The sequence below is a fragment of the Cellvibrio sp. PSBB006 genome, assembly GCF_002162135.1.
In the GTDB taxonomy this organism is placed as follows: domain Bacteria; phylum Pseudomonadota; class Gammaproteobacteria; order Pseudomonadales; family Cellvibrionaceae; genus Cellvibrio.
Genome location: NZ_CP021382.1, coordinates 1,424,651 through 1,444,602 on the forward strand (window position 1 = coordinate 1,424,651; position 19,952 = coordinate 1,444,602).

Genomic DNA, 19,952 nt, shown 5'->3' on the forward strand with positions numbered 1-19,952 from the left:
TTCGCTCGCTCTAGAATTCCGGGTCCCAATCTACCCGCATTTCCCCCGCTGTCAAATCAACCGCGAGGACAAACTGCCCAGGCACATAAGGGATCAATCGCTCGCGCTGATCGATACTCTGGTCATCCGGCCCAACGACAATGACATCATTCGCACCGGTTTCCATTAACTTGATTACACGGCCCAGTCGCTGAGGCGAATCACCAAAGGTGGTAATAACCGCCAGGCCTTCCAGTTGATTCCAGTAGTATTCACCTTCATCAAGCTCCGGCAGCAGGTGGCGCTCCACCGCGATATCGACGCTGGTGAACAATGCCGCCTGCTCGCGATCATCAATACCTTTGATATGCGCTACAAACCCCTTACCGTGAGGTCGAGCTTCATCGACTTCGACCTGCTTCACACCATGCGCTGTTTTCAGCCACCACGGGTTATACGCGAACACATCATCAGCATTTTCGGTGTAAGAGTGGATCTTTAACCAGCCCTTCACACCGTATAACGCCGTAATACGCCCAATATTTACCAGATCCAATGTAGCGGTACTCATCAGGCGCAGGCTGCTTAGGCGGCCTTTTTACTGTCTTTGATCAATTGCGCTACGCGCTCGCTCATTTGTGCACCTTGGCTAACCCAGTGTTCGAGACGCTCGGTGTTAACACGCAGACGCTCTTCCTGACCACGGGCAACGGGGTTAAAGAAGCCCACGCGCTCAATAAAACGACCATTACGGGCGCTACGGCTGTTAGTGACAGTCAGGTGATAAAACGGACGCGCTTTGGAACCGCCGCGAGACAGACGAATAGTTACCATTGAGGTTTTCTTCCTGTTTAGAAAAATTCAGTACCGATCAAGGCGGTACCCTGGTTAAAAAAATAGTTACGCGCACGTGAGTGCAGCGAAAGGCGCGGTATTCTAAGGGAAAGGATCAGGTTTGTATAGCCTGAAGAATAGCTGCGAACAACCCATACGCTGTCCGCAGATTCAATAAACCAATTCAGCCTCAAACCATATCGTCAAAGCGATTCGTGAAGGCGAGATCAATGGGTCGGGCAAAGCCTGGCAGAGTCACAGACGTGTTATCCATGTCAATCTGGCTCTCGTCAATTAGCCCTTCGCCGAAGTGGTAGATTGTCTGGAAATGGCCTTTTAGCGCTGCGGCATCATAAGCCTCTACAGCGGCCCGCGTTTGTTCCCGCTGCTGGAAGTATTTGTCCATACGTTCAGCACCGTAGCGGCGAGACAACATTTTTTCTACAACCTGAGGGGCGATCACGCCAGCCGTTGCGTTGTTGCCACCAAAGCCCTTGGAGTTCAGAAAGATGACATCGAGGGGTTGATCGCGGCGATCCAGATCTTGCAGGGGAAACTGTAGCCGCTCAGCAAATACATCATCTGCCACCTTATCAACCGTTTTGATTCCCGGCACCATGCCGTACTTAAAGATTCCCAGGGACGTAATAAGCTGCTCCCCACTGGCTGGCGAGAGAGAGTGACCCACATAGGCCTTCACCGCCGATACCGGCCACTGCTTGATATCGAATACCTTGGCCACCTGATCAAAAATTTGCGACTCGGTGACTCGATTTTGTGGCGTGCTGGAGCCATGTGCCTGGACCATAGAGCGCTGGCGAATAGCTTCGTCACCCACGATAGCCCGCGCGGCGGCAACCGCTTTTGCCATGGTGATGTAATTGCCTGGCCCGGGAGCTGAGATAGATTTTTTGAAACCGTCTGCATTAATAAAAACGTCACTGACCGCGCCATGGATATCAGCACCCAATTCAAGGGCAAGGGCATCATCCATCAGGACAACGTATTGACTGGCTTCGGCAATAGTAAACCCGCAATTATCACCAAAAGGGCGGCTCGTGCGACGCGGATCAGTTGCATCAGCGCCATCGAGCTTTTTCAGCTTCTCCTCACTGGCAAGCGCACCCATGGTGGCATAACCATCGATAATTTCGGGGGTAATCGGTGCTTCCGCATTACCCACAATCGCCACCCGGCACTTACCACTGGCAATGTCTTCCACGGCAGCACGAAGGTTATATAAAAAAGAGGCACAGGCACCGGCTATCGCCCCGGTATGCCCCACGCTACCCAGAATGTACGCATTGACGAAGTCAGCCGGCATACTGCTCAAGCCGAGCGGACATTGCTTGGTACTGACGCGCCCCCCTTTCAAACGGGACTGCAATAACCCACCGAAGCCGTTTTCATCCATTTGGCTCATCACGTTACTGGCGTATACACCTATTTCATCTGGCTTGACTGCATTTGCTATCGTGAGCCAGTCAATGCCGACAGAGCGCACCGCATCAGAGGCGCCAATGACAGCCAATTGCAACGCGCGAGGGTGAAAATGGGAATTGTAAAGAGCACCAGGATCAAATCCGCGCGGTAGCTGACCCGCAGACTTCACCGGCATATCGCGGTAGCTATCCAGCTTGACGGTCAAATTGTCCGCAAGAGTAACCTTGACGCGGCCCGCTTCCAGCTCCTCGACTTCCCAATGTTGAGGAACCGGCTCCGGAAGATCGCGTCGGCTCATTTCAAACACCAGCGGTTGCGAACCGCTACTCAGGACCGCACTCTTTTGCCAATGCGCGGCGTCCACATCAAAGAATGTTTTTTCAATGCGGCGAATCAAAGTGCCATCGAGTACTGCCGCCCCAAACTCCGATTCAATCTCATCCAACGTCAGGGGCTGATCATTTTCAATACGGATGTACTGTGACTCATCCACATCAATCAAGCCCATCATCACAGCCAAACCCGCGATGGTTTCCTGGCGCTCCTTAATCGGTAGACTCTCAATAATCATGCGCCGATAGGCATGATGCGCCGAAGCTCGACCGGCAGCATTAAAACCACCGAAACCGACGATGACAGATAAACGTGATGGGGATGGGCGAGACATACAGAAACTCCGAACAGCAATCGATTAAACGCCAGAATGGAGCAAAGTGTATTAACAATACATGACAAGTGTTATTGTTGATTCAGCCAATATCTATGCTAATTTGGCCACACCAAGAGATGCTTCTTTATGAATCAATCCATCGCTCCGGCAACACAGATTACCTTTCTACTGTGCGAGAACATGCTGGCTACCAGCAGTACCCTTCCGATGGAGATGTTATTAGCGGCTGAAAGTGCCTCCCGTGAGGGACGACGCTTCATGGAGCCACGTTTGAAGCTGCGTACGGCAGCGATGTATGCCGAGGCAGTCACCACACGCTCCGGCTTTAGCTGGCAGCCTGATTGCTCACTGGAGCAGGCCACACATAATGACATCATCTACCTGCCAGGGCTTTGGCGGAACCCGCGCCCGCTTATCCGGCGCAACGGGTACCTGCTTGAATGGCTGCGCGAGCAATATCAGAACGGGGCACTGATCAGCGCTGTGGGGACAGGCTGTTGCTTTCTCGCAGAGGCCGGTTTATTGGACGGCAAGCCGGCCACCACCCATTGGCATTATTTTGATCAATTTCAGCGGGATTACCCGGAGGTGGATTTAAAACGGCAATATTTTATTACTCAGGCAGGTAACTTGTATTGTGCGGCAAGCGTCAACTCGTTAGCGGACCTGACCGTACACTTCATTCACCGGCTGTTTGGCAAGCCGATAGCAAGCCATGTAGAACGCCACTTTTCCCATGAAATTCGTCGCTCCTATGAGAGCAGCGGTTACTTTGAGCAGGATCACAGCCGCCACCCCGATGAGGACATCATTCAGGTACAAATCTGGCTTCAGGATAACTATCACCGAAACATATCTTTTGAGCAGGTAGCTGATCGTTTTGGCTTAAGCACCAGAACCTTGAACCGGCGTTTTAAAACGGCAACCGGGCAGACACCACTTCAGTATCTACAGGAAGTTCGCATCAACACCGCGCGGGATTTATTAAAAACCAGCAATCTTTCCATTAATGAAGTTGCTGAAAAAGTGGGGTATCAGGACGCAGGCTATTTCACTGCTTTATTCAAAAAACAATTGACCACTACCCCGAAGGAATACCGGGCCACTGTGCGAGCAAAATTATTTAGCAGCGATCAATAGAAAAGCGCCGGACCTGGTGGTCCGGCGCTTAACTTTGTTAAACAAACTATTGGGTTAAGCAGCAGCTGAATCCGATTGCTTTACCGCAGTCAATTTTTCCTGCGGTTTGCCGCTGTTAATTTGAATAGTACGCGGTTTCATAGCCTCTGGAATTTCGCGCTGCAAGTCGATATGTAATAAACCATTCGCTATGGTAGCTGACTTGACCTGTACATGGTCTGCAAGCTGGAAACGACGCTCGAAGCTTCGCGCAGCAATACCCTGATGCAAATAGGTTTTCGGTTTTTCGTCGGATGGTTTGCTCGCTGAAATGGTGAGGTTATTTTGATTGAGCTCTATATGCAGCTCATCCTGATCAAAACCCGCAACCGCCATGGTGATGCGGTACTGGTCTTCACAGGTCAATTCGATGTTGTAAGGTGGATAACTGGGTTGGGCCTGTTCTGTGCGACTTAAACTATCAAGTAAGTTAGCCATGCGGTCAAAACCGATCGCGGTACGATAGAGCGGAGAAAAATCAAAATTACGCATACGTATATCCTCATTCGAGCAATATAAAAAGTTGGACCTATCAAAAAGATCAAGTCAAGTGAATGTTGCTTCCCTCTTAAGAGCGGCTGCAAAGGTAAAATAAGGACGGCCAATATATTTTCAAGTCGAGCGATTAATTATTTTTAAGAATTTTAGCAAGAGCGCCTGTCAAGTCAGGATAAATAAAGGTAAAACCTTCCTGCTCACTCGCCTGCGGCACAACCCGCTGGCTTGCCAATAACAGCTGCTCAGCCATCTCACCAAACACCAAGCGCAGCGCAAATGCTGGCATGGGTAAAAGCGCCGGCCGATGAAGCACGCCAGCAAGTTGCTGCGTAAAATCCTGATTCTTCAGCGGTTGCGGAGCAACACCATTCACCGGCCCTTGCAGCGCCTGATGCTCCAGGCAAAAAATAATCATACGCACCAAATCATCTCGATGAATCCATGACATCCACTGCTGCCCATCACCCAATCTCCCACCCAAGCCCAACTTGAACGCCGGCAGCATCCTCTGCAATGCGCCACCGTCCGAACCCAGGACTATACCCGTGCGAAGCAGACAGACACGCGAACCCAATGCGGAAAATTGTGACGCGATCACTTCCCAGTCGCGGCACAAGGTCGCCGCGTAGTTCTCGCCTACCTGACCGGCCTCCGTTAACACGTCATCATCACGATCACCGTAAAAACCGATAGCGCTACCGCTCACTACGACGTCAGGGTAGACGTGATTGGATCGGAAGAAATCCAGCAGTTTTTTCGTCAACCCGATCCGACTGGCATAAAATTCATTTTTACGTTTTTCGTTCCACCGGCCATTTGCCAATGGCTCACCGGCGAGATTCACCAGGTGAGAAAAATCAGCATTTCCTTGCAACAAGCTTTCAATTACCCGAACGCCTGGCGGCAACAATTTCTCTGCGCGTTCCGGATTTCTGGAGAGAACTGTTACTGTGTAACCTCGGCGAACCAGCTGCTCACATAAGGGAACCCCAATAAATCCGGTCCCACCAGTTATTAGTAAACGTTTATCGTGCGACATATGTTCTCTCCCAGTGGATTTAGCTCAAAACTATCATGTGATATCTAACGATAAATCCGTAGTTGCCCTTTGCTGTTACGTATGCAAAAGCATTTTCTCGTAGTCGTATATTGACACTTTCGCAAATCCAAAGTGACTATTGATGAACAAACGCACATATTAATTTTTCAGATGAAAATGTTCTTATAAAAAAGGGAGATTTCACCTTGATATTTTCTGGGGAATCATCAATATAGTTAATGAGAGTTTTCGAAAATCCATCCTGCCACGGACCGTTTTTTCAAGCTCTCATCCATCGCACCGTTAAGGAGGTTAACGAATGAAACCTGCAGTCGATGTCATTTATCGTGATCTGGATTCATCTGCCGCACTAAACGAAGTCATCTCCCGAAAAGTTGAAAAACTTAATCGCTTTACCGATCAAATCATCCACAGCCGCGTAGTCCTTGATACTCCCCACAACCACAAACACAAAGGCAAACAATACCGAGCATCTATTGAACTCGATATTAAAGGCGGTGCCGTGACTGTAGCGCGGGATGATGAGTCTATTCATGTGGCAGTACGCGATGCCTTCTTGACGGCCGAGCGCAAAATCAAGCAAATGAATGCCAAACATCGAGATATCAGACAAACCCACTGATTTTTCAAACATCCGTAGTAGCTTTGCAAACTTCCAACCAATAAAAAAGCCGGCCTCTTTCGGGGCCGGCTTTTTTATTGGTAATCAGGATAGCGTTAAGCGTTTGCTGGAACCATCTGCCCTGACATTTTATTAATTAGATCATTCAAATTCGACAGTGACTGCATGTGGCTATAAATCAGCTCCATTCCATCCTTCTTGAATAAATCCAGAACTTCCGCATCACTAATTTTTTTCAGTTTCTCGCGTTTAACCACATAGAAACCGGTGAGATTCATATTTGCTGCCTGATTATCTTTAAAAGTAATCGTGGCCTGCATAGGCTCCAGCAAATCCAGCTCGTGCAGTTTTTTACAAAATGCCTTGGTCATTTCCGCACGGTATTGATAATCCTTAAGGAATTCTACCACCTCTTTGAGATGAGCAGATTGCTCGCCGTTATCATCAAACAAACGTTTGCCTTGGCTCCCATCGGGAATGCAGGCTTTGCTGTTCTCATCAATGCACAGCGTCAAGGTTTCGGCCTCTTTCGCACCGGCCAATACAAACGGGTAGCGACGGATAAATGCAGGAATATAACGCGCTGAAAATTTCCCATTGGCGTCGATAAATAAATTCTGACCTTCTTTCAGACCCATCACCGCCAAGGGGAGATACTCACCTTCCGTTGCGGTAGCGGAGAAAATAATGGGGTATTCGCCCGCTGCAAAGGGAATCTCCGTGGCCAGCAGCGGTGATGAATTCAAATGCGCAGCAAAATCATAGCTGGACACATTAACAGCCCAAGTGCGGTGTTTATCGGAGAGCGGCTGAATATTTTCGTAAATCATTAATTGCTTTGACACAAGTATACCTCTTGTTATTTTGAAGAACGCACCTTAATTTGAAGAGCACAGGGGCGATACCAAAGAAGGCGTACATAGTAGCACTTTGATCGGAATGTGCCAGTAGTCGAAAAGCAATGTCAGATGAGAATTGGAGTGCTAAAGAAGAAGATAAAAAGATAAGCTAGAAAATGGTCGGAACGGCGGGATTTGAACCCACGACCCCCACACCCCCAGTATGGTGCGCTACCTGGCTGCGCTACGCTCCGACGAGACATCAAAAACTGATATTGCAGCAATGGTTTACGCCATCAGCTGCGAGGGATCGGCATAATACCGCAATTTATCGATATTGCAACTGCCGATGACACGGAAATTATCTGGCTTTCAATACGTCTAGTAATTGTTCTAATTCCACAATCATTTGAGAAACCAGATGCGTGAATTGATTGGATTCGTTTTGCTGTGGGTCGCTACTCATCTGCAAGCGGGCGCCACCAATGGTGAAACCTTGATCATATAGCAGTGTGCGAATCTGGCGAATCGTAAGCACATCCTGACGCTGATAATAACGACGATTACCCCGGCGCTTTACCGGCTTTAATTGAGGAAATTCCTGCTCCCAATAGCGCAAGACATGAGGCTTTACTGCGCATAGCTCGCTGACTTCACCAATCGTAAAGTAGCGCTTACCGGGAATGACCGGCAGTTCGTCGTTATGACTTGGTTCCAGCATATGCTTCTACTCTGGCCTTGAGTTTTTGTCCCGGGCGGAAAGTGACTACCCGACGCGCACTGATCGGGATTTCCTCTCCCGTCTTGGGATTGCGTCCCGGACGTTGGCTTTTGTCACGTAGATCAAAATTTCCAAAGCCAGACAACTTTACCTGTTCGTTATTTTCAAGAGCGTGACGAATCTCTTCAAAAAAGAGTTCAACAAGCTCTTTGGCTTCGCGTTTATTAAGGCCGAGATCTTCATACAGCTTCTCGGCCAAGTCTGCTTTCGTCAGAGCACCATCCGGCATATTTATTATCCCTATCTGAGGGTGGCTGCAAAGTTTGCCTCCAGATATCGAACAACATTGTCTATAGAGGCGCTGATCTCATCCTCTGTAAGAGTGCGTGATGGATGTTGAAAGGTCAACCCCATCGCCACACTTTTTCTATGTGGATCAATACCTTTGCCCATATATACGTCAAATACCTTTAAGTCCACAAGCTCTTCCCCAGCTTTATTTTTGACAGCATCCAGCAGAGCGTCCGCAGCCAGGTTGCGATCGACCACAACGGCCAGATCACGGCGCACCTCGGGGAACCTGGACAACGGGCTAAAACCTGGCACACGCGCCGCCAACAGGCTGGTTAATGTGACCTCAAAAACATAAGCCGCTTTGGGTATGTCCAATTGCTGCTGGAGTGTGGGATGCAAAGCGCCCAGATAGCCCTGCAGCTCCCCTTCGCAATAGATAGCCGCCGTTTGCCCAGGATGCATTGCAGGATGAACGGCAGCTTTGAAGGTAAAGCCAGAAGTATTACCCGTTACGCCGATCAGCGACTCAAGGTCGCCCTTAAGATCAAAAAAATCTACCCAGTCGGCCGAATTTGCCCAGGATTCCGGGCTACGACGACCATAGACCAATCCTGCCAGCATGGCTTGTTGTTTAAAGCCATCCGGCGCAGGCAAAAAGCGTAGCCCACTCTCAAAAAGTCGAACGCGCTCCTGCTGCCGGTTAAGATTATGCCGCAGCACGTTTACCAGACCGGGCAAGAGGCTGGTCCGCATGGCGGACATATCCGCACTGATCGGGTTACGCAAGATAATCGCATCCGTTTGCGGGTCGAATAACGACGCCATCTTAGGCTCAATAAAGCTATAGGTGATGGCCTCTTGATAACCGCGGGAGACCAGATGACGCCGTAAGGCAGGCAATCCAAGCTTCACTTCCGGATGAGGCTGAATTGCCAGAGGCTTGGCCAAACTACGCGTCGGCAAACGGTTGTAACCATAAATCCTGGCCAGCTCCTCTAACAAATCCGCCTCAATAGCGATGTCAAAGCGGTAGGAAGGCGTCGAGAACGTCCAACCTTCCTCATTCTCTTCATCCAACGAGAGGCCGAGGCGCCCCAAAATATCCACGACTTCAGTGCTTGCCATATCAAGGCTCAGGCCACTCTGAATTCTGGCGCGACGCAATCTAATCTGGCGTTTTTGAGGTAAATGGCCATTAGTGACATGGATCACCGGGCCAGCTTCGCCCCCCACAATCTCAAGTAATAATGCGGTCGCTCGCTCAACTGCCTCAATCTGTAATTCGTAGTCCACCCCACGCTCAAAGCGGTGCGAAGAGTCCGTATGCAGCCCATAGGAGCGCGCCCGGCCGGCTATGGATACAGGATTGAAAAAAGCACTTTCCAGGAAAATATCACGAGTAGTGTCGCTGACAGAGGTGGCCTTGCCCCCCATTACACCGGCAATAGCCAAAGCCTGTTGATCGTCGGCAATCACCAGCGTATCGGCGTTAAGCTTAACCTCCTGACCGTCCAGCAGGACCAGTGACTCACCCTGCTGTGCCATACGGACATGAATGGCACCCTGCAATTTCTGGAGGTCAAAAGCATGCATAGGTTGCCCTAATTCCATGAGGACATAGTTGGTCACGTCAACAACAGCATCTATTGAACGCAAACCAGCACGGATCAGTTTGTCCTGCAACCAGGCCGGAGAAGGACGAGAGATATCAATATTGCGAATAACCCGACCTACATAACGACTACAGGCGGCATCAGCCTCAAGGTGAACAGCAAAGGTGTCACTCAGCGTCGGTACAACCGCAGGAATAGCGGGTGACTCAACTGAAGCACGATTCAGAACGCCGATCTCCCGTGCCATGCCTTTTACACTCAGGCAGTCGCTGCGGTTGGGCGTAAGGTCTACTTCGATCAGCTTGTCATCAAGCTTGAGGTATTCACGCAAGTCAGCACCAACGGGGGCGTCCGCAGCCAGCTCCCACAAACCACTATCATCATCGCCCGCTTCCAACTCCGTCTGCCCACACAGCATGCCGAAGGATTCAACGCCCCGCAATTTGGCTTTCTTGATCTGGAAGTCACCGGGCAATTTAGCGCCAATGGTGGCAAAAGGTGCCTTAAGACCCACGCGCGCATTCGGCGCTCCACAAACGACCTGCATTTGTCCTTCCGGCAAACCGGCCACCTGGCAAACACGCAATTTATCTGCGTCCGGGTGTTGTTCGACGGCAATAATTTCACCCACAATCACACCGGAAAAATCGCCGGCAATTGACTCTATTCCATCCACTTCCAGTCCAGCCATGGTCAGCTGCGCCACCAACTCATCGGTGGAAATAGCCGGATTAACCCATTCGCGCAACCAGGATTCACTTACTTTCATAGTATTCAGTCTCTAGGAGCTAATAATAGTCTCTAGTGGTTTCTCTCCACCGCCGGAGGGCCGTGGTTGTTTGATTAAAATTGCTTCAGGAAGCGCAGGTCGTTCTCAAAGAACAAGCGCAAGTCGTTAACACCGTAACGCAACATGGCCAAACGCTCCACGCCCATACCGAAGGCAAAGCCGGTGTAGGTTTCAGTATCTACACCAGAGGATTCAAATACTTCCGGATGTACCATGCCGCACCCCATCACTTCGAGCCACCCCGTGTTCTTACACACGCGACAGCCTTTGCCGTGGCACTGGGTGCACTGGATATCCACCTCAGCCGAAGGCTCAGTAAACGGGAAATAAGATGGACGGAAGCGCACAGGAACGTCCACTTCAAAGAAGGCTTTCAGGAATTGATCAACGGTTCCTTTGAGATCGGCAAAGCTGATGTCTTTATCCACCACCAACCCTTCCACCTGGTGAAACATGGGAGTGTGCGTCAGGTCAGAATCGCAACGGTAAACACGTCCAGGACAAATAACGCGAATAGGCGGCTTCTGGTTTTCCATGGTACGCACCTGAACCGGTGACGTGTGCGTGCGCAGCACATGATTGTCATTCACGTAAAAAGTATCGTGCATCGCCCGCGCCGGGTGATGCGAGGGAATATTGAGGGCACCGAAGTTGTGGTAGTCGTCCTCAATCTCAGGCCCGACTTCCACGCTGTAGCCTACAGCGGTAAAGATTTCTTCGATGCGTTGAAGCGTGCGCGTTACGGGATGCAATCCACCGGTAATTTCGCCGCGGCCGGACAAGGTGACATCAACAATCTCGCTTGCCAGTTTTGCCGCAATCTGCGCATCTTCAAGATCTGCTTTGCGCGCAGCAATAGCGTCCTGAATCTTATCTTTGGCTTGATTGATTTCTGCACCGGCTGCCGGACGCTCTTCCGGAGATAACTGGCCAAGATTTTTCATCAAGGCGCTTACGCTGCCTTTTTTGCCCAGGTAATCGACCCGTACGTTATCCAGAGTCGCCAGATCTTGCGCCTCTGCTACCAATTTGAGTGCCGCTTCAGTGAGCGCAACCAGGTTATCCATTGGTGATTCCAAAAAGTAAGTTGTTATGGGGAAAACAAATAACACCATAAAAAAAGGGAAGGAACTGAAACAGCCCCTTCCCTTTCATCGCGTTCGCATCGGTGTTCTTACAAACACCTGACAGTCATTGGACGATTAAGCAGCCAGAGCTGATTTAGCCTTCTCAACAACTGCAGCAAAAGCTGCCTTATCGTATACCGCCAGATCAGCCAGTACGCGACGGTCAAGCACGATATTGGCTTTCTTCAAGCCGGCAATCAGTTGACTGTAGGTCATGCCTTCAGCACGAGACTGGGCATTGATACGAGTGATCCACAATGCACGGAAGTTACGCTTCTTGACGCGACGATCGCGGTAAGCATATTGACCGGCTTTGATAACAGCCTGCTTGGCTACGCGGAATACGCGTGAGCGTGCACCGTAATAACCTTTTGCAGCTTTTAAAACTTTCTTGTGACGACGACGCGCCTCTACACCACGCTTAACACGGGCCATAATTCAATCCTCTCAAAATTCTCAATGAAGCCAATATTAGTTGGCGCGAAGCATACGCTTAACAGCTGGTACATCGACCTCAGCAACAATGCTGGTGCCGCGCAACTGACGCTTACGCTTAGTGGTCATTTTGGTCAGGATGTGGCTCTTGTTGGCGTGCTTGTGCTTATAGCCAGCGCCGGTCTTCTTGAAGCGCTTGGAAGCGCCACTATGTGTTTTAGCTTTTGTTGCCATGGGAAAAGCTCCGCATTCGTAGTGATTAATACGAGACACCGCGTTATTGCTGGCCATACACAAAACTACTGCATATGACGATGTCTCTTTAAAGTAGCCTGAGGCAGCTAAAAGCCCGGTTACTTTTTCTTTTTCGGGGCGATTACCATAGTCAATTGACGGCCTTCCATCTTTGCCGATTGTTCTACAGTACCCATCTCCGCCAGGTCTTGCTCGATGCGTTGCATCATCTCCATACCAAGCTCCTGGTGAGCCAGTTCGCGGCCGCGGAACTTTAACGTTACCTTGGCCTTGTCCCCGTGTTCAAGGAAACGTATCAGGTTGCGTAGTTTGACCTGATAATCCCCCTCTTCCGTCCCTGGTCGAAATTTCATTTCTTTAATTTGCTGCTGCTTTTGCTTCTTCTTGGCAGCCGCTTTGGTTTTCTTTAACTCAAACAGATGTTTACCGTAATCCATGATCTTACAGACCACGGGGTCGCTATCAGCAACAATCTCTACCAGGTCAAGAGTTGCCGCCTGGGCTTTCGCCAAGGCATCTGCCAAGGGAACGATACCAACCTGCTCACCTTCTGCATCAATTAAGCGAACTTCTTTTGCTTCGATTTGATCGTTGATCCGCGCCTTTTTGGAATTACCTTTATTCGCGGTAGCGTTATCTCGTTTGATAGTTTTATCTCCAGTTCATTAATAGAAACAAGTCAGGAAGAAATACGTCCCCGGCGTGCTACATCAGCAGCCAGCAGGTCAGTAAAGGCTTCCAGGCTCATTACACCCAAATCATTTCCGTCCCTTGTGCGAACTGCAACAGATTGATTTTCAACCTCTTTATCGCCAATGACGAGCAGGTAGGGAACCCGCTGAATCGTGTGCTCGCGGATTTTAAAGCCGATCTTCTCGTTTCTCAAGTCCGAAATGACACGGAAGCCCTTATCACGCAAGGTTTTTTCCACTTTCTCGACATATTCGGCCTGATTGTCGGTGATATTCAGAACCACCGCTTGCTCCGGCGCCAGCCAGGCAGGGAAAGAACCTTCATAATGCTCGATCAGGATACCGATAAAGCGCTCGAAGGAACCGAGGATAGCCCGATGCAGCATAACCGGCACCTGACGTGAGCCATCTTCCGCTACGTATTGCGCGTCCAGACGGCCGGGCATGGAGAAATCCACCTGAATGGTGCCGCATTGCCATACGCGGCCAATACAGTCTTTCAGGGAAAATTCAATCTTCGGACCGTAGAAGGCACCCTCACCCGGTAAAAGTTCATAGGGCAACCCCTTACTTTGCAAGGCATCCATCAGGGCTTTTTCGGCCTTATCCCAGACTTCATCACTACCGACACGTTGCTCCGGCCGCGTGGAAATGCGGATAATGACATCACTGAAACCAAAGTCGGCATAGACCTGATAGAGCAAATCAGTGAAGGTCGAAACCTCGTCCTGAATCTGCGCTTCGGTACAGAAGATATGGGCGTCATCCTGCACAAAGGCACGCACGCGCATCAGGCCCTGCAAGGTTCCCGAGGCTTCGTTGCGATGACAAGAGCCGAACTCAGCCAAACGCAAAGGCAGTTCACGGTAACTCTTCAACCCCTGATTGAACACCTGGATATGACACGGGCAGTTCATCGGCTTTACGGCAAAATCGCGATCTTCTGATGCCACAGTAAACATGTTTGCACGGAATTTATCCCAATGACCGGAACGCTCCCACAATGTGCGATCCACCACTTGCGGAGTCTTGATTTCGCTGTAGCCGTTATTGCGCTGCACATCGCGCATATAGGATTCAAGGGTGGAATAGATGGTCCAACCACGCGGATGCCAGAACACCATACCCGGAGCTTCTTCCTGTAGATGGAAGAAATTGAATTTCTTGCCCAACTTACGGTGATCACGCTTCACCGCCTCTTCCAGCATCTGCAAATGCGCAGCCAATTGCTTTTTATCAGCGAATGCAGTGCCATAAATCCGCTGCAACATTTTGTTACTGGAATCACCGCGCCAGTAAGCGCCGGACACGCGCATTAACTTGAAATGCGCACAAAAACGCATATTCGGAACATGCGGACCGCGACACATATCGACATATTCTTCGTGGTGATACAAACCCGGCGTAGCGTCACGGGGAATATCACGCTCCAGAATTTCCAGTTTGTAGGGCTCACCGCGTGCAGCAAAGGTGTCGTGCGCTTCTTGCCAGGACACTTTCTTTTTCACCACATCGTATTCGGTTTTCGCCAGCGTCAGCATCCGCTGTTCAAGGGCTGCGATGTCTTCATCCGTCAACATATGGTCGAGGTCGACATCGTAATAAAAGCCGTTTTCAATGGTCGGGCCTATGGCCATTTTGACATCGGGCCACATTTGTTTGATGGCATGGCCGAGCAAGTGGGCGCAGGAGTGGCGAATAATCTCCAGACCGTCTTCATCTTTCGCGGTGAAGATAACCAGCTCCGCATCGTCAGCAATCAGATCGTGGGCATCAACGCGCTCACCGTTTACCCGGCCAGCGATGGTTGCCTTGGCCAAGCCGGGGCCAATGTCGGCAGCGACATCATAGACAGAGACAGGTTTATCAAATTGGCGTTTGGAGCCATCGGGAAGAGTAATAACAGGCATGATCCATCCTTTTCAGTGGTGACCCCTACCAAAGGCCACTTGAGTTAACTAATGCAGGGAAAACCTTCCTATTGCAGGAAGCTGAAATATAAGAGGCGGGAGTATATAAAAGTGGGCGTAGCCATACCAGACTTTTTTAGAATATGCGACATCGGGTGCGCGAAAGTGGGTTGGGCCTGTAACAAACGCGACGGCCGCGCATCTGTATCGCAACATAACCATTAACTGACGGATAACCTCTCATATGCTCCAAACCCGGCTGCTACAAACCCACCGCGCACTTGAGCAATCCCTGCAAAAATTAGGACATGTCGATGGCCTGGCCACCTTGGCATTGCGCTTCATTCTGGTGCCGGTTTTCTGGATGGCGGGAATGCAGAAGCTCAATCATTTCGACAGCACCGTTGAATGGTTTGGCAATTCGGATTGGGGGCTGGGATTACCTCTTCCATGGCTCCTGGCCTTGCTTGCCACAGCCACAGAACTGCTCGGTGCCATTTTATTAGCACTGGGATTATTGACCCGCCTGATTGCTGTACCTCTGATTATTACCATGCTGGTTGCGATCATCAGTGTGCATTGGGAAAACGGCTGGCAGGCTATCGCCGATCCCCAGGCAGCTTTCGCTACGGAATCCGTAATTGCTTCGAGCGAAAAACTGGAGCGCGCACGCGATATTCTACGTGAGCACGGCAATTACAACTGGCTGACCTCTAGCGGCAAGTTTGTCATCCTCAATAACGGCATCGAATTTGCGGCGATTTATCTGAGCATGTTACTCGCTTTGTTATTTCTCGGTGGAGGACGCTATGTCAGTGTGGATTATTGGTTAATGCGCTGGTTACACGATAAAAATATCAAACAAAGCTCACGCGAGACAGAATGACATTGAATGAAAGTCGCACGTCACGAACGCGGATCACATAATTAATGCTAATCTTGGAGCACGATGATCAGCAGTGTGTACCCGTTCCAATGCCTCTTCCGACAAATGATACCGTCACACCCGGCGCGGTAGATGATGCTTCACTGATCGAGCGCTTGCTCCAACGTGACGAGCGCGCCTTCTGTGAATTAATTACTAACTATCAGCGACTGATGCTGACAGTTGCCCGAGCAATTGTGGGTGATGTGTTTGCTGAGGATGTAGTTCAGGAAGCCTGGGCTTCGATATATACCGCACTACCCCGCTTTGAACGTCGCTCTTCGCTGAAGACCTGGATTTTGACTATTGTCAGCAACGAAGCTAAAGCGCGACTGCGACGGGAATCGCGCATGGTGTCGCTTGAGATGCTGGATGGAGATACACCAGGCAGTTATCTGGACGCAGCCAATTTTCAACCTGACGGTCATTGGCGTCAGGCACCGGCACACTGGAGCCAGGAATCACCGGAAGCGTTGATGGAAGAACAACAGTTGCAAACCTGTATTACGAATACACTTAATCTCTTGCCCCCCATGCAGAAAGCAGCCTTTATTTTGCGCGATATCGAACAGCAGACATTTGATGAAATTTGCCAGATCTTACACGTGAGTAGCGCAAACATCAGAGTATTGGTACATCGCGCACGTTTGTCGTTGATGCAAGCGATTGATCGTTATCAGGAGACCGGCCAATGCTAAGTTGTAAAGACGTAGCCAACCGCGCCAGTGATTATCTGGATAACCAGACCGATGCGAGATTGCGTTGGCAAATTCGTTTGCATTTGATGATGTGCAGCCACTGCCGCCGATTCATGCGGCACCTGCGCTTGACTCGCCACTTGGTAAAAAATACGGTTCAACAGGAAAAGAACGATATCGATACTGAAGCGATTTATCACCGGGTTTTGCAGAGAATCGAAACGGAAAAAAAATCCTGATGACACTGAGCACCGGCCAAGTCGGTGCTCAGTGTTATTCAGTTAATGCGATTCAGTGTGGGGAGCGGATTCTTCAAAAACCTGAAGCGGTTTATGGCTTGATGCCAGGAAGGTATACACCACCGGCAACACAAATAAAGTAAACAATGTTCCTATCGACAACCCCGCCACCAATACCAATCCAATGCTGTAACGACTCATGGCACCAGCCCCGGTGGCTAACAGCAACGGAATCAAACCGGCTACCATGGCCGCCGTGGTCATCAGGATCGGACGCAAGCGAATACGAGCAGCAAGACGAATCGCTTCGAAACGATCAAGACCATGATGCAGTTGTTGCTCCTTGGCAACTTCGCACATCAGGATGCCGTGTTTACTGATCAAACCGACTAGTGTAATCAATCCTACCTGGGTATAAATATTCATACTCGCCAATCCGAAGCCCAGCATCAGCAGTGCCCCACATACTGCCATCGGCACCGACACCAGAATCACCAGGGGATCGCGCAGGCTTTCAAATTGCGCCGCAAGTACCAGATAAATAATCAACAAGGCGAGCAAAAACGTCATGTACAGTGCGGAGCCTTCCTCAACGTATTGCCGCGACTCACCCAGAAAATCATAACTAAACCCTTTGGGTAAGGATTTCTCTGCCTGCGCTTGTAAAAAGGCCACCGCTTCGCCCATACCCGTGCCGGGAAATAACACCGCACTCAGAGTTACTGCATTCACCTGATTGTATTGCGGCAAGCTGCGCGGCTTACCTGTCAGGTCAAAATCAATCAGATTTTTTAACGGCACCGGCGTACCGGTCGCCGACATCACATGATATTCGCCGATGGCTTCCGGCGTCAGGCGATCGATACGCTCAACCTGCGGAATAACTTCGTAACTGCGACTTTCAATGTTGATGCGATTGACATAGCCATCTCCCATCAACAGCGCCAGGGTCGAACCAATTTCTTCCATGGTGACACCATAGGCACCGGCTTTTTCGCGATTGATACTGACATTGATATTGGCCGCACTGAAATTCAGATCGATCATATTAAAAATAAACAGACCGCTGGCCTTGGCTGCCGCCTGCACGTCCTGTGCAACTGCATAAAGTGTTGGATAATCGCCGGGGCTGGTGATAACAAATTGCACCGGCAATCCGCTCGACGCGCCGGGCAGCGGTGGCAGCGCAAAGGGCGTCGCAGAAACGCCCGGCATACTTTGTATCGGTGGCGACAAGCGTTTTAATAAATCCTGATCACTCGCTTCGCGCTGACTCCAGGGCACCATGGGCGCAATGGCCAAGCCTTGGTTAGACGCTGGCACACCGGAAATTGTCAGCGCTGTAACTACCTCTGGCTCTTTGGTTGCCATAGCACTGGCTTTGGCCATATGCGTTTCAATGTAATCAAGGTTGGCGTTATCCGGTGCAGTCGCCATTACAAACACAACGCCGTTATCTTCTGCCGGGGCCAATTCGTTGGTGATGATATTGAATAAAAACGGCAGGCTGCCCAGCACGATCAGCGCGAAGACGACGAACACCGGACGCTTGGCCAATACGGCGTCTAACATGCCTGAATATTTTTGATCGAGCTTATCCAGTACCCGATGCACCTTGGCCTCAAAATTGTTGTCCTGATTGCTGTGTCGCAATAACTTTGAACTCATCATCGGCGATAAGGTTAGCGCGACGATGCCGGAAATAAATACCGCACCCGCCAGCGTTAATGCAAACTCCCGTAGCAAAGCGCCGGTCAGCCCGTCCAATAAAGCAATGGGCGCGTATACCGCTGCGAGGGTAATCGTCATGGTGATAACCGGCACTGCAATTTCCCGCGTGCCGATGATCGCCGCACGAAACGGCGTTTCACCCATCTTCAAATAACGATCAACATTTTCCACCACGACAATTGCGTCATCGACCACCAATCCAATGGCTAACACCATCGCCAGCAAGGTCAACAGGTTGATCGAAAATCCCATGAGCTGCATCAACATAGCTACCCCAACGAGGGATAGCGGAATAGTTACCACCGGAATCAACACCGCACGCAAGGAACCCATGAACAGGAAGATCACCACAACCACAATGATGACGGCTTCGGCGATTGTCTTCACAACTTCATAGATAGATTCTTCAATCACCAGCGTTGCGTCATAGAGCAATTTCATTTCAATGGTATCCGGCATGTTGCGCTGCAACTCCGGTAATTTTTCACGCACGGCATGTGCAATATCCAGCGGATTGCCTTTAGGGGTCGGGTCTATACCGATCAGCACCGCTTCTTTGCCATCGGCAGTTGCGCTCAGCGACACACGTCCTGCGGCCATCTCTACCTTGGCAATGTCACGCAGGCGCACCACGCCATTGTCCCGGGTTGCCACAATCAAACTGGAAAATTCTTCCACACTGGTAAGGCTGGTTTGCACATCAACGCTATATAAAAACCAGTCGCTTTTGATTTCACCCGGTGCCGCCTGGTAGTTATTTGCGCGCAATGCGCCCAGCACTTCGCGCGCACTGAGGTTCAATGCTGACATGCGTTGCGGGTCGAGCCAGATACGCATTGCAAACGCGCTGCCACCCATCAGGTTCGCTTTGGCGACACCAGGAATGGTAACCAACTGTGGTTGCACAACACGGTTGAGGTAATCCGTAATTTGACTGGCGTTAAGCTTGTCGCTGGAAAATGACAGATAAACAATGGACGTGGTTGAACCGGTACTGCGGGTAATCACCGGGTCCTGAACATCAGCCGGTAATGTCGCACGCACGCTGTTAACTTTGGCGAGCGTTGCAGCAAGCGCTGCGTCCGGATCTGAATCCAGTTGCATATGTACAGTGACCGTACTGACGCCCTGCATACTTTGGGATTGTACGAAGTTTATATTTTCCACTTCGGCAACCGCTTGTTGCAGCGGTTGCGTCACAAACCCCTGGATCAAATCAGCGCTCGCACCATAGTAGGCGGTGGTTACGGTAATCACCGTGTTGGTCAGCTCCGGGTATTGCCGCACCTGCATCTTGAACAGTGCCTGGGTGCCCAGCAACAGAATCAACAGACTCACCGTAACCGCCAACACCGGGCGGCGTATAAAAATATCCGTAAAACGCATATCGACCTCCTG

At 50.4% G+C, this 19,952-nt stretch carries 20 protein-coding genes and 1 tRNA gene; 5 read left to right on the forward strand and 16 right to left on the reverse strand.

The features are described from left to right. Window positions 1–10: 10 nt before the first annotated feature. From rimM to CBR65_RS05960, 3 genes are all read right to left on the reverse strand, one after another. Entirely contained in the window at window positions 11–550 is a 540-nt protein-coding gene (gene rimM / locus CBR65_RS05950) for a ribosome maturation factor RimM (RefSeq protein ID WP_087466011.1), read from the reverse strand. 14 nt (window positions 551–564) lie between these two features. Continuing rightward, window positions 565–813: a 30S ribosomal protein S16 gene (gene rpsP / locus CBR65_RS05955; protein ID WP_087466012.1), complete on the reverse strand. Its 249-nt coding sequence runs from the start codon at window positions 811–813 to the stop codon at window positions 565–567. Between the two features lie 190 nt (window positions 814–1,003). Next, the gene (locus CBR65_RS05960; protein WP_087466013.1) at window positions 1,004–2,923 is read right to left on the reverse strand and encodes a beta-ketoacyl synthase; all 1,920 of its coding nucleotides are present in this window, start codon (window positions 2,921–2,923) and stop codon (window positions 1,004–1,006) included. 129 nt (window positions 2,924–3,052) lie between these two features. Here CBR65_RS05960 and CBR65_RS05965 point away from each other — a divergent pair, with 129 nt between their 5' ends. Next, window positions 3,053–4,066, forward strand: coding sequence for a GlxA family transcriptional regulator (locus tag CBR65_RS05965; protein ID WP_087466014.1), 1,014 nt, complete (start codon window positions 3,053–3,055; stop codon window positions 4,064–4,066). A gap of 54 nt (window positions 4,067–4,120) precedes the next feature. Here the strand turns inward: CBR65_RS05965 and CBR65_RS05970 are convergent, their stop codons facing one another. Together CBR65_RS05970 and CBR65_RS05975 are read right to left on the reverse strand one after the other, a co-directional pair. After that, window positions 4,121–4,597 carry an Hsp20 family protein gene (locus tag CBR65_RS05970; protein ID WP_087466015.1) on the reverse strand — a complete coding sequence of 159 codons (477 nt, stop codon included), beginning with the start codon at window positions 4,595–4,597 and terminating at the stop codon, window positions 4,121–4,123. A gap of 133 nt (window positions 4,598–4,730) precedes the next feature. Continuing rightward, entirely contained in the window at window positions 4,731–5,642 is a 912-nt protein-coding gene (locus CBR65_RS05975) for a TIGR01777 family oxidoreductase (protein WP_087466016.1), read from the reverse strand. 319 nt (window positions 5,643–5,961) lie between these two features. On the opposite strand from CBR65_RS05975, the gene CBR65_RS05980 reads away from it, so the two are divergent. Next, the gene (locus CBR65_RS05980; protein ID WP_087466017.1) at window positions 5,962–6,285 is read left to right on the forward strand and encodes an HPF/RaiA family ribosome-associated protein; all 324 of its coding nucleotides are present in this window, start codon (window positions 5,962–5,964) and stop codon (window positions 6,283–6,285) included. Between the two features lie 95 nt (window positions 6,286–6,380). On the opposite strand, the gene CBR65_RS05985 is transcribed toward CBR65_RS05980, so the two are convergent. The 10 genes from CBR65_RS05985 to thrS all read right to left on the reverse strand — a co-directional run bounded on the left by CBR65_RS05985 (window position 6,381) and on the right by thrS (window position 14,961). Beyond that, complete coding sequence (locus CBR65_RS05985; RefSeq protein WP_087466018.1) at window positions 6,381–7,130, reverse strand: SapC family protein; 750 nt, start codon at window positions 7,128–7,130, stop codon at window positions 6,381–6,383. Between the two features lie 171 nt (window positions 7,131–7,301). Next, window positions 7,302–7,378: transfer RNA gene (locus CBR65_RS05990), tRNA-Pro, on the reverse strand. 107 nt (window positions 7,379–7,485) lie between these two features. Beyond that, complete coding sequence (locus tag CBR65_RS05995; protein ID WP_087466019.1) at window positions 7,486–7,845, reverse strand: MerR family transcriptional regulator; 360 nt, start codon at window positions 7,843–7,845, stop codon at window positions 7,486–7,488. Beyond that, a complete protein-coding gene (gene ihfA, locus CBR65_RS06000; protein ID WP_087466020.1) occupies window positions 7,826–8,134 on the reverse strand; it encodes an integration host factor subunit alpha in 309 nt (102 codons plus the stop codon). The genes CBR65_RS05995 and ihfA overlap by 20 nt, the downstream gene beginning before the upstream one ends. Window positions 8,135–8,145: 11 nt before the next feature. Further along, the gene (gene pheT / locus CBR65_RS06005; protein WP_087466021.1) at window positions 8,146–10,521 is read right to left on the reverse strand and encodes a phenylalanine--tRNA ligase subunit beta; all 2,376 of its coding nucleotides are present in this window, start codon (window positions 10,519–10,521) and stop codon (window positions 8,146–8,148) included. A 74-nt stretch (window positions 10,522–10,595) separates the two neighbouring features. Next, window positions 10,596–11,609, reverse strand: a complete 1,014-nt coding sequence (pheS, locus tag CBR65_RS06010; RefSeq protein WP_087466022.1) for a phenylalanine--tRNA ligase subunit alpha — start codon at window positions 11,607–11,609, stop codon at window positions 10,596–10,598. A gap of 135 nt (window positions 11,610–11,744) precedes the next feature. Beyond that, window positions 11,745–12,104 carry a 50S ribosomal protein L20 gene (gene rplT, locus CBR65_RS06015; RefSeq protein ID WP_087466023.1) on the reverse strand — a complete coding sequence of 120 codons (360 nt, stop codon included), beginning with the start codon at window positions 12,102–12,104 and terminating at the stop codon, window positions 11,745–11,747. Window positions 12,105–12,140: 36 nt separating this feature from the next. Next, on the reverse strand, window positions 12,141–12,338 hold the full coding sequence (gene rpmI, locus CBR65_RS06020; protein WP_087468940.1) for a 50S ribosomal protein L35: 198 nt from the start codon (window positions 12,336–12,338) through the stop codon (window positions 12,141–12,143). Between the two features lie 119 nt (window positions 12,339–12,457). After that, window positions 12,458–13,006, reverse strand: coding sequence for a translation initiation factor IF-3 (gene infC, locus CBR65_RS06025; protein ID WP_087466024.1), 549 nt, complete (start codon window positions 13,004–13,006; stop codon window positions 12,458–12,460). Window positions 13,007–13,038: 32 nt separating this feature from the next. Then, window positions 13,039–14,961 (reverse strand): threonine--tRNA ligase, encoded by a 1,923-nt coding sequence (gene thrS, locus CBR65_RS06030; protein ID WP_087466025.1) that lies wholly within the window; start codon window positions 14,959–14,961, stop codon window positions 13,039–13,041. 244 nt (window positions 14,962–15,205) lie between these two features. Between thrS and CBR65_RS06035 the strand changes: the two genes are divergently transcribed. The 3 genes from CBR65_RS06035 to CBR65_RS06045 all read left to right on the forward strand — a co-directional run bounded on the left by CBR65_RS06035 (window position 15,206) and on the right by CBR65_RS06045 (window position 16,823). Continuing rightward, the gene (locus CBR65_RS06035; RefSeq protein ID WP_087466026.1) at window positions 15,206–15,847 is read left to right on the forward strand and encodes a DoxX family membrane protein; all 642 of its coding nucleotides are present in this window, start codon (window positions 15,206–15,208) and stop codon (window positions 15,845–15,847) included. A gap of 89 nt (window positions 15,848–15,936) precedes the next feature. Next, the gene (locus CBR65_RS06040) at window positions 15,937–16,584 is read left to right on the forward strand and encodes an RNA polymerase sigma factor (RefSeq protein WP_087468941.1); all 648 of its coding nucleotides are present in this window, start codon (window positions 15,937–15,939) and stop codon (window positions 16,582–16,584) included. Next, a complete protein-coding gene (locus CBR65_RS06045; RefSeq protein WP_087466027.1) occupies window positions 16,578–16,823 on the forward strand; it encodes a zf-HC2 domain-containing protein in 246 nt (81 codons plus the stop codon). The genes CBR65_RS06040 and CBR65_RS06045 overlap by 7 nt, the downstream gene beginning before the upstream one ends. Window positions 16,824–16,865: 42 nt before the next feature. Here CBR65_RS06045 and CBR65_RS06050 read toward each other — a convergent pair whose 3' ends face one another. Next, window positions 16,866–19,940 carry a multidrug efflux RND transporter permease subunit gene (locus tag CBR65_RS06050; RefSeq protein ID WP_087466028.1) on the reverse strand — a complete coding sequence of 1,025 codons (3,075 nt, stop codon included), beginning with the start codon at window positions 19,938–19,940 and terminating at the stop codon, window positions 16,866–16,868. Window positions 19,941–19,952: the final 12 nt, after the last annotated feature.

Bases quoted from the DNA above. Each gene is read 5' to 3' on its own strand.
- rimM (WP_087466011.1), bottom strand. From the start codon at position 550: ATGAGTACCGCTACATTGGATCTGGTAAATATTGGGCGTATTACGGCG.
- rpsP (WP_087466012.1), bottom strand. From the start codon at position 813: ATGGTAACTATTCGTCTGTCTCGCGGCGGTTCCAAAGCGCGTCCGTTT.
- CBR65_RS05960 (WP_087466013.1), bottom strand. From the start codon at position 2,923: ATGTCTCGCCCATCCCCATCACGTTTATCTGTCATCGTCGGTTTCGGT.
- CBR65_RS05965 (WP_087466014.1), top strand. From the start codon at position 3,053: ATGAATCAATCCATCGCTCCGGCAACACAGATTACCTTTCTACTGTGC.
- CBR65_RS05970 (WP_087466015.1), bottom strand. From the start codon at position 4,597: ATGCGTAATTTTGATTTTTCTCCGCTCTATCGTACCGCGATCGGTTTT.
- CBR65_RS05975 (WP_087466016.1), bottom strand. From the start codon at position 5,642: ATGTCGCACGATAAACGTTTACTAATAACTGGTGGGACCGGATTTATT.
- CBR65_RS05980 (WP_087466017.1), top strand. From the start codon at position 5,962: ATGAAACCTGCAGTCGATGTCATTTATCGTGATCTGGATTCATCTGCC.
- CBR65_RS05995 (WP_087466019.1), bottom strand. From the start codon at position 7,845: ATGCTGGAACCAAGTCATAACGACGAACTGCCGGTCATTCCCGGTAAG.
- ihfA (WP_087466020.1), bottom strand. From the start codon at position 8,134: ATGCCGGATGGTGCTCTGACGAAAGCAGACTTGGCCGAGAAGCTGTAT.
- pheT (WP_087466021.1), bottom strand. From the start codon at position 10,521: ATGAAAGTAAGTGAATCCTGGTTGCGCGAATGGGTTAATCCGGCTATT.
- pheS (WP_087466022.1), bottom strand. From the start codon at position 11,609: ATGGATAACCTGGTTGCGCTCACTGAAGCGGCACTCAAATTGGTAGCA.
- rplT (WP_087466023.1), bottom strand. From the start codon at position 12,104: ATGGCCCGTGTTAAGCGTGGTGTAGAGGCGCGTCGTCGTCACAAGAAA.
- rpmI (WP_087468940.1), bottom strand. From the start codon at position 12,338: ATGGCAACAAAAGCTAAAACACATAGTGGCGCTTCCAAGCGCTTCAAG.
- thrS (WP_087466025.1), bottom strand. From the start codon at position 14,961: ATGCCTGTTATTACTCTTCCCGATGGCTCCAAACGCCAATTTGATAAA.
- CBR65_RS06035 (WP_087466026.1), top strand. From the start codon at position 15,206: ATGCTCCAAACCCGGCTGCTACAAACCCACCGCGCACTTGAGCAATCC.
- CBR65_RS06040 (WP_087468941.1), top strand. From the start codon at position 15,937: ATGCCTCTTCCGACAAATGATACCGTCACACCCGGCGCGGTAGATGAT.
- CBR65_RS06045 (WP_087466027.1), top strand. From the start codon at position 16,578: ATGCTAAGTTGTAAAGACGTAGCCAACCGCGCCAGTGATTATCTGGAT.
- CBR65_RS06050 (WP_087466028.1), bottom strand. From the start codon at position 19,940: ATGCGTTTTACGGATATTTTTATACGCCGCCCGGTGTTGGCGGTTACG.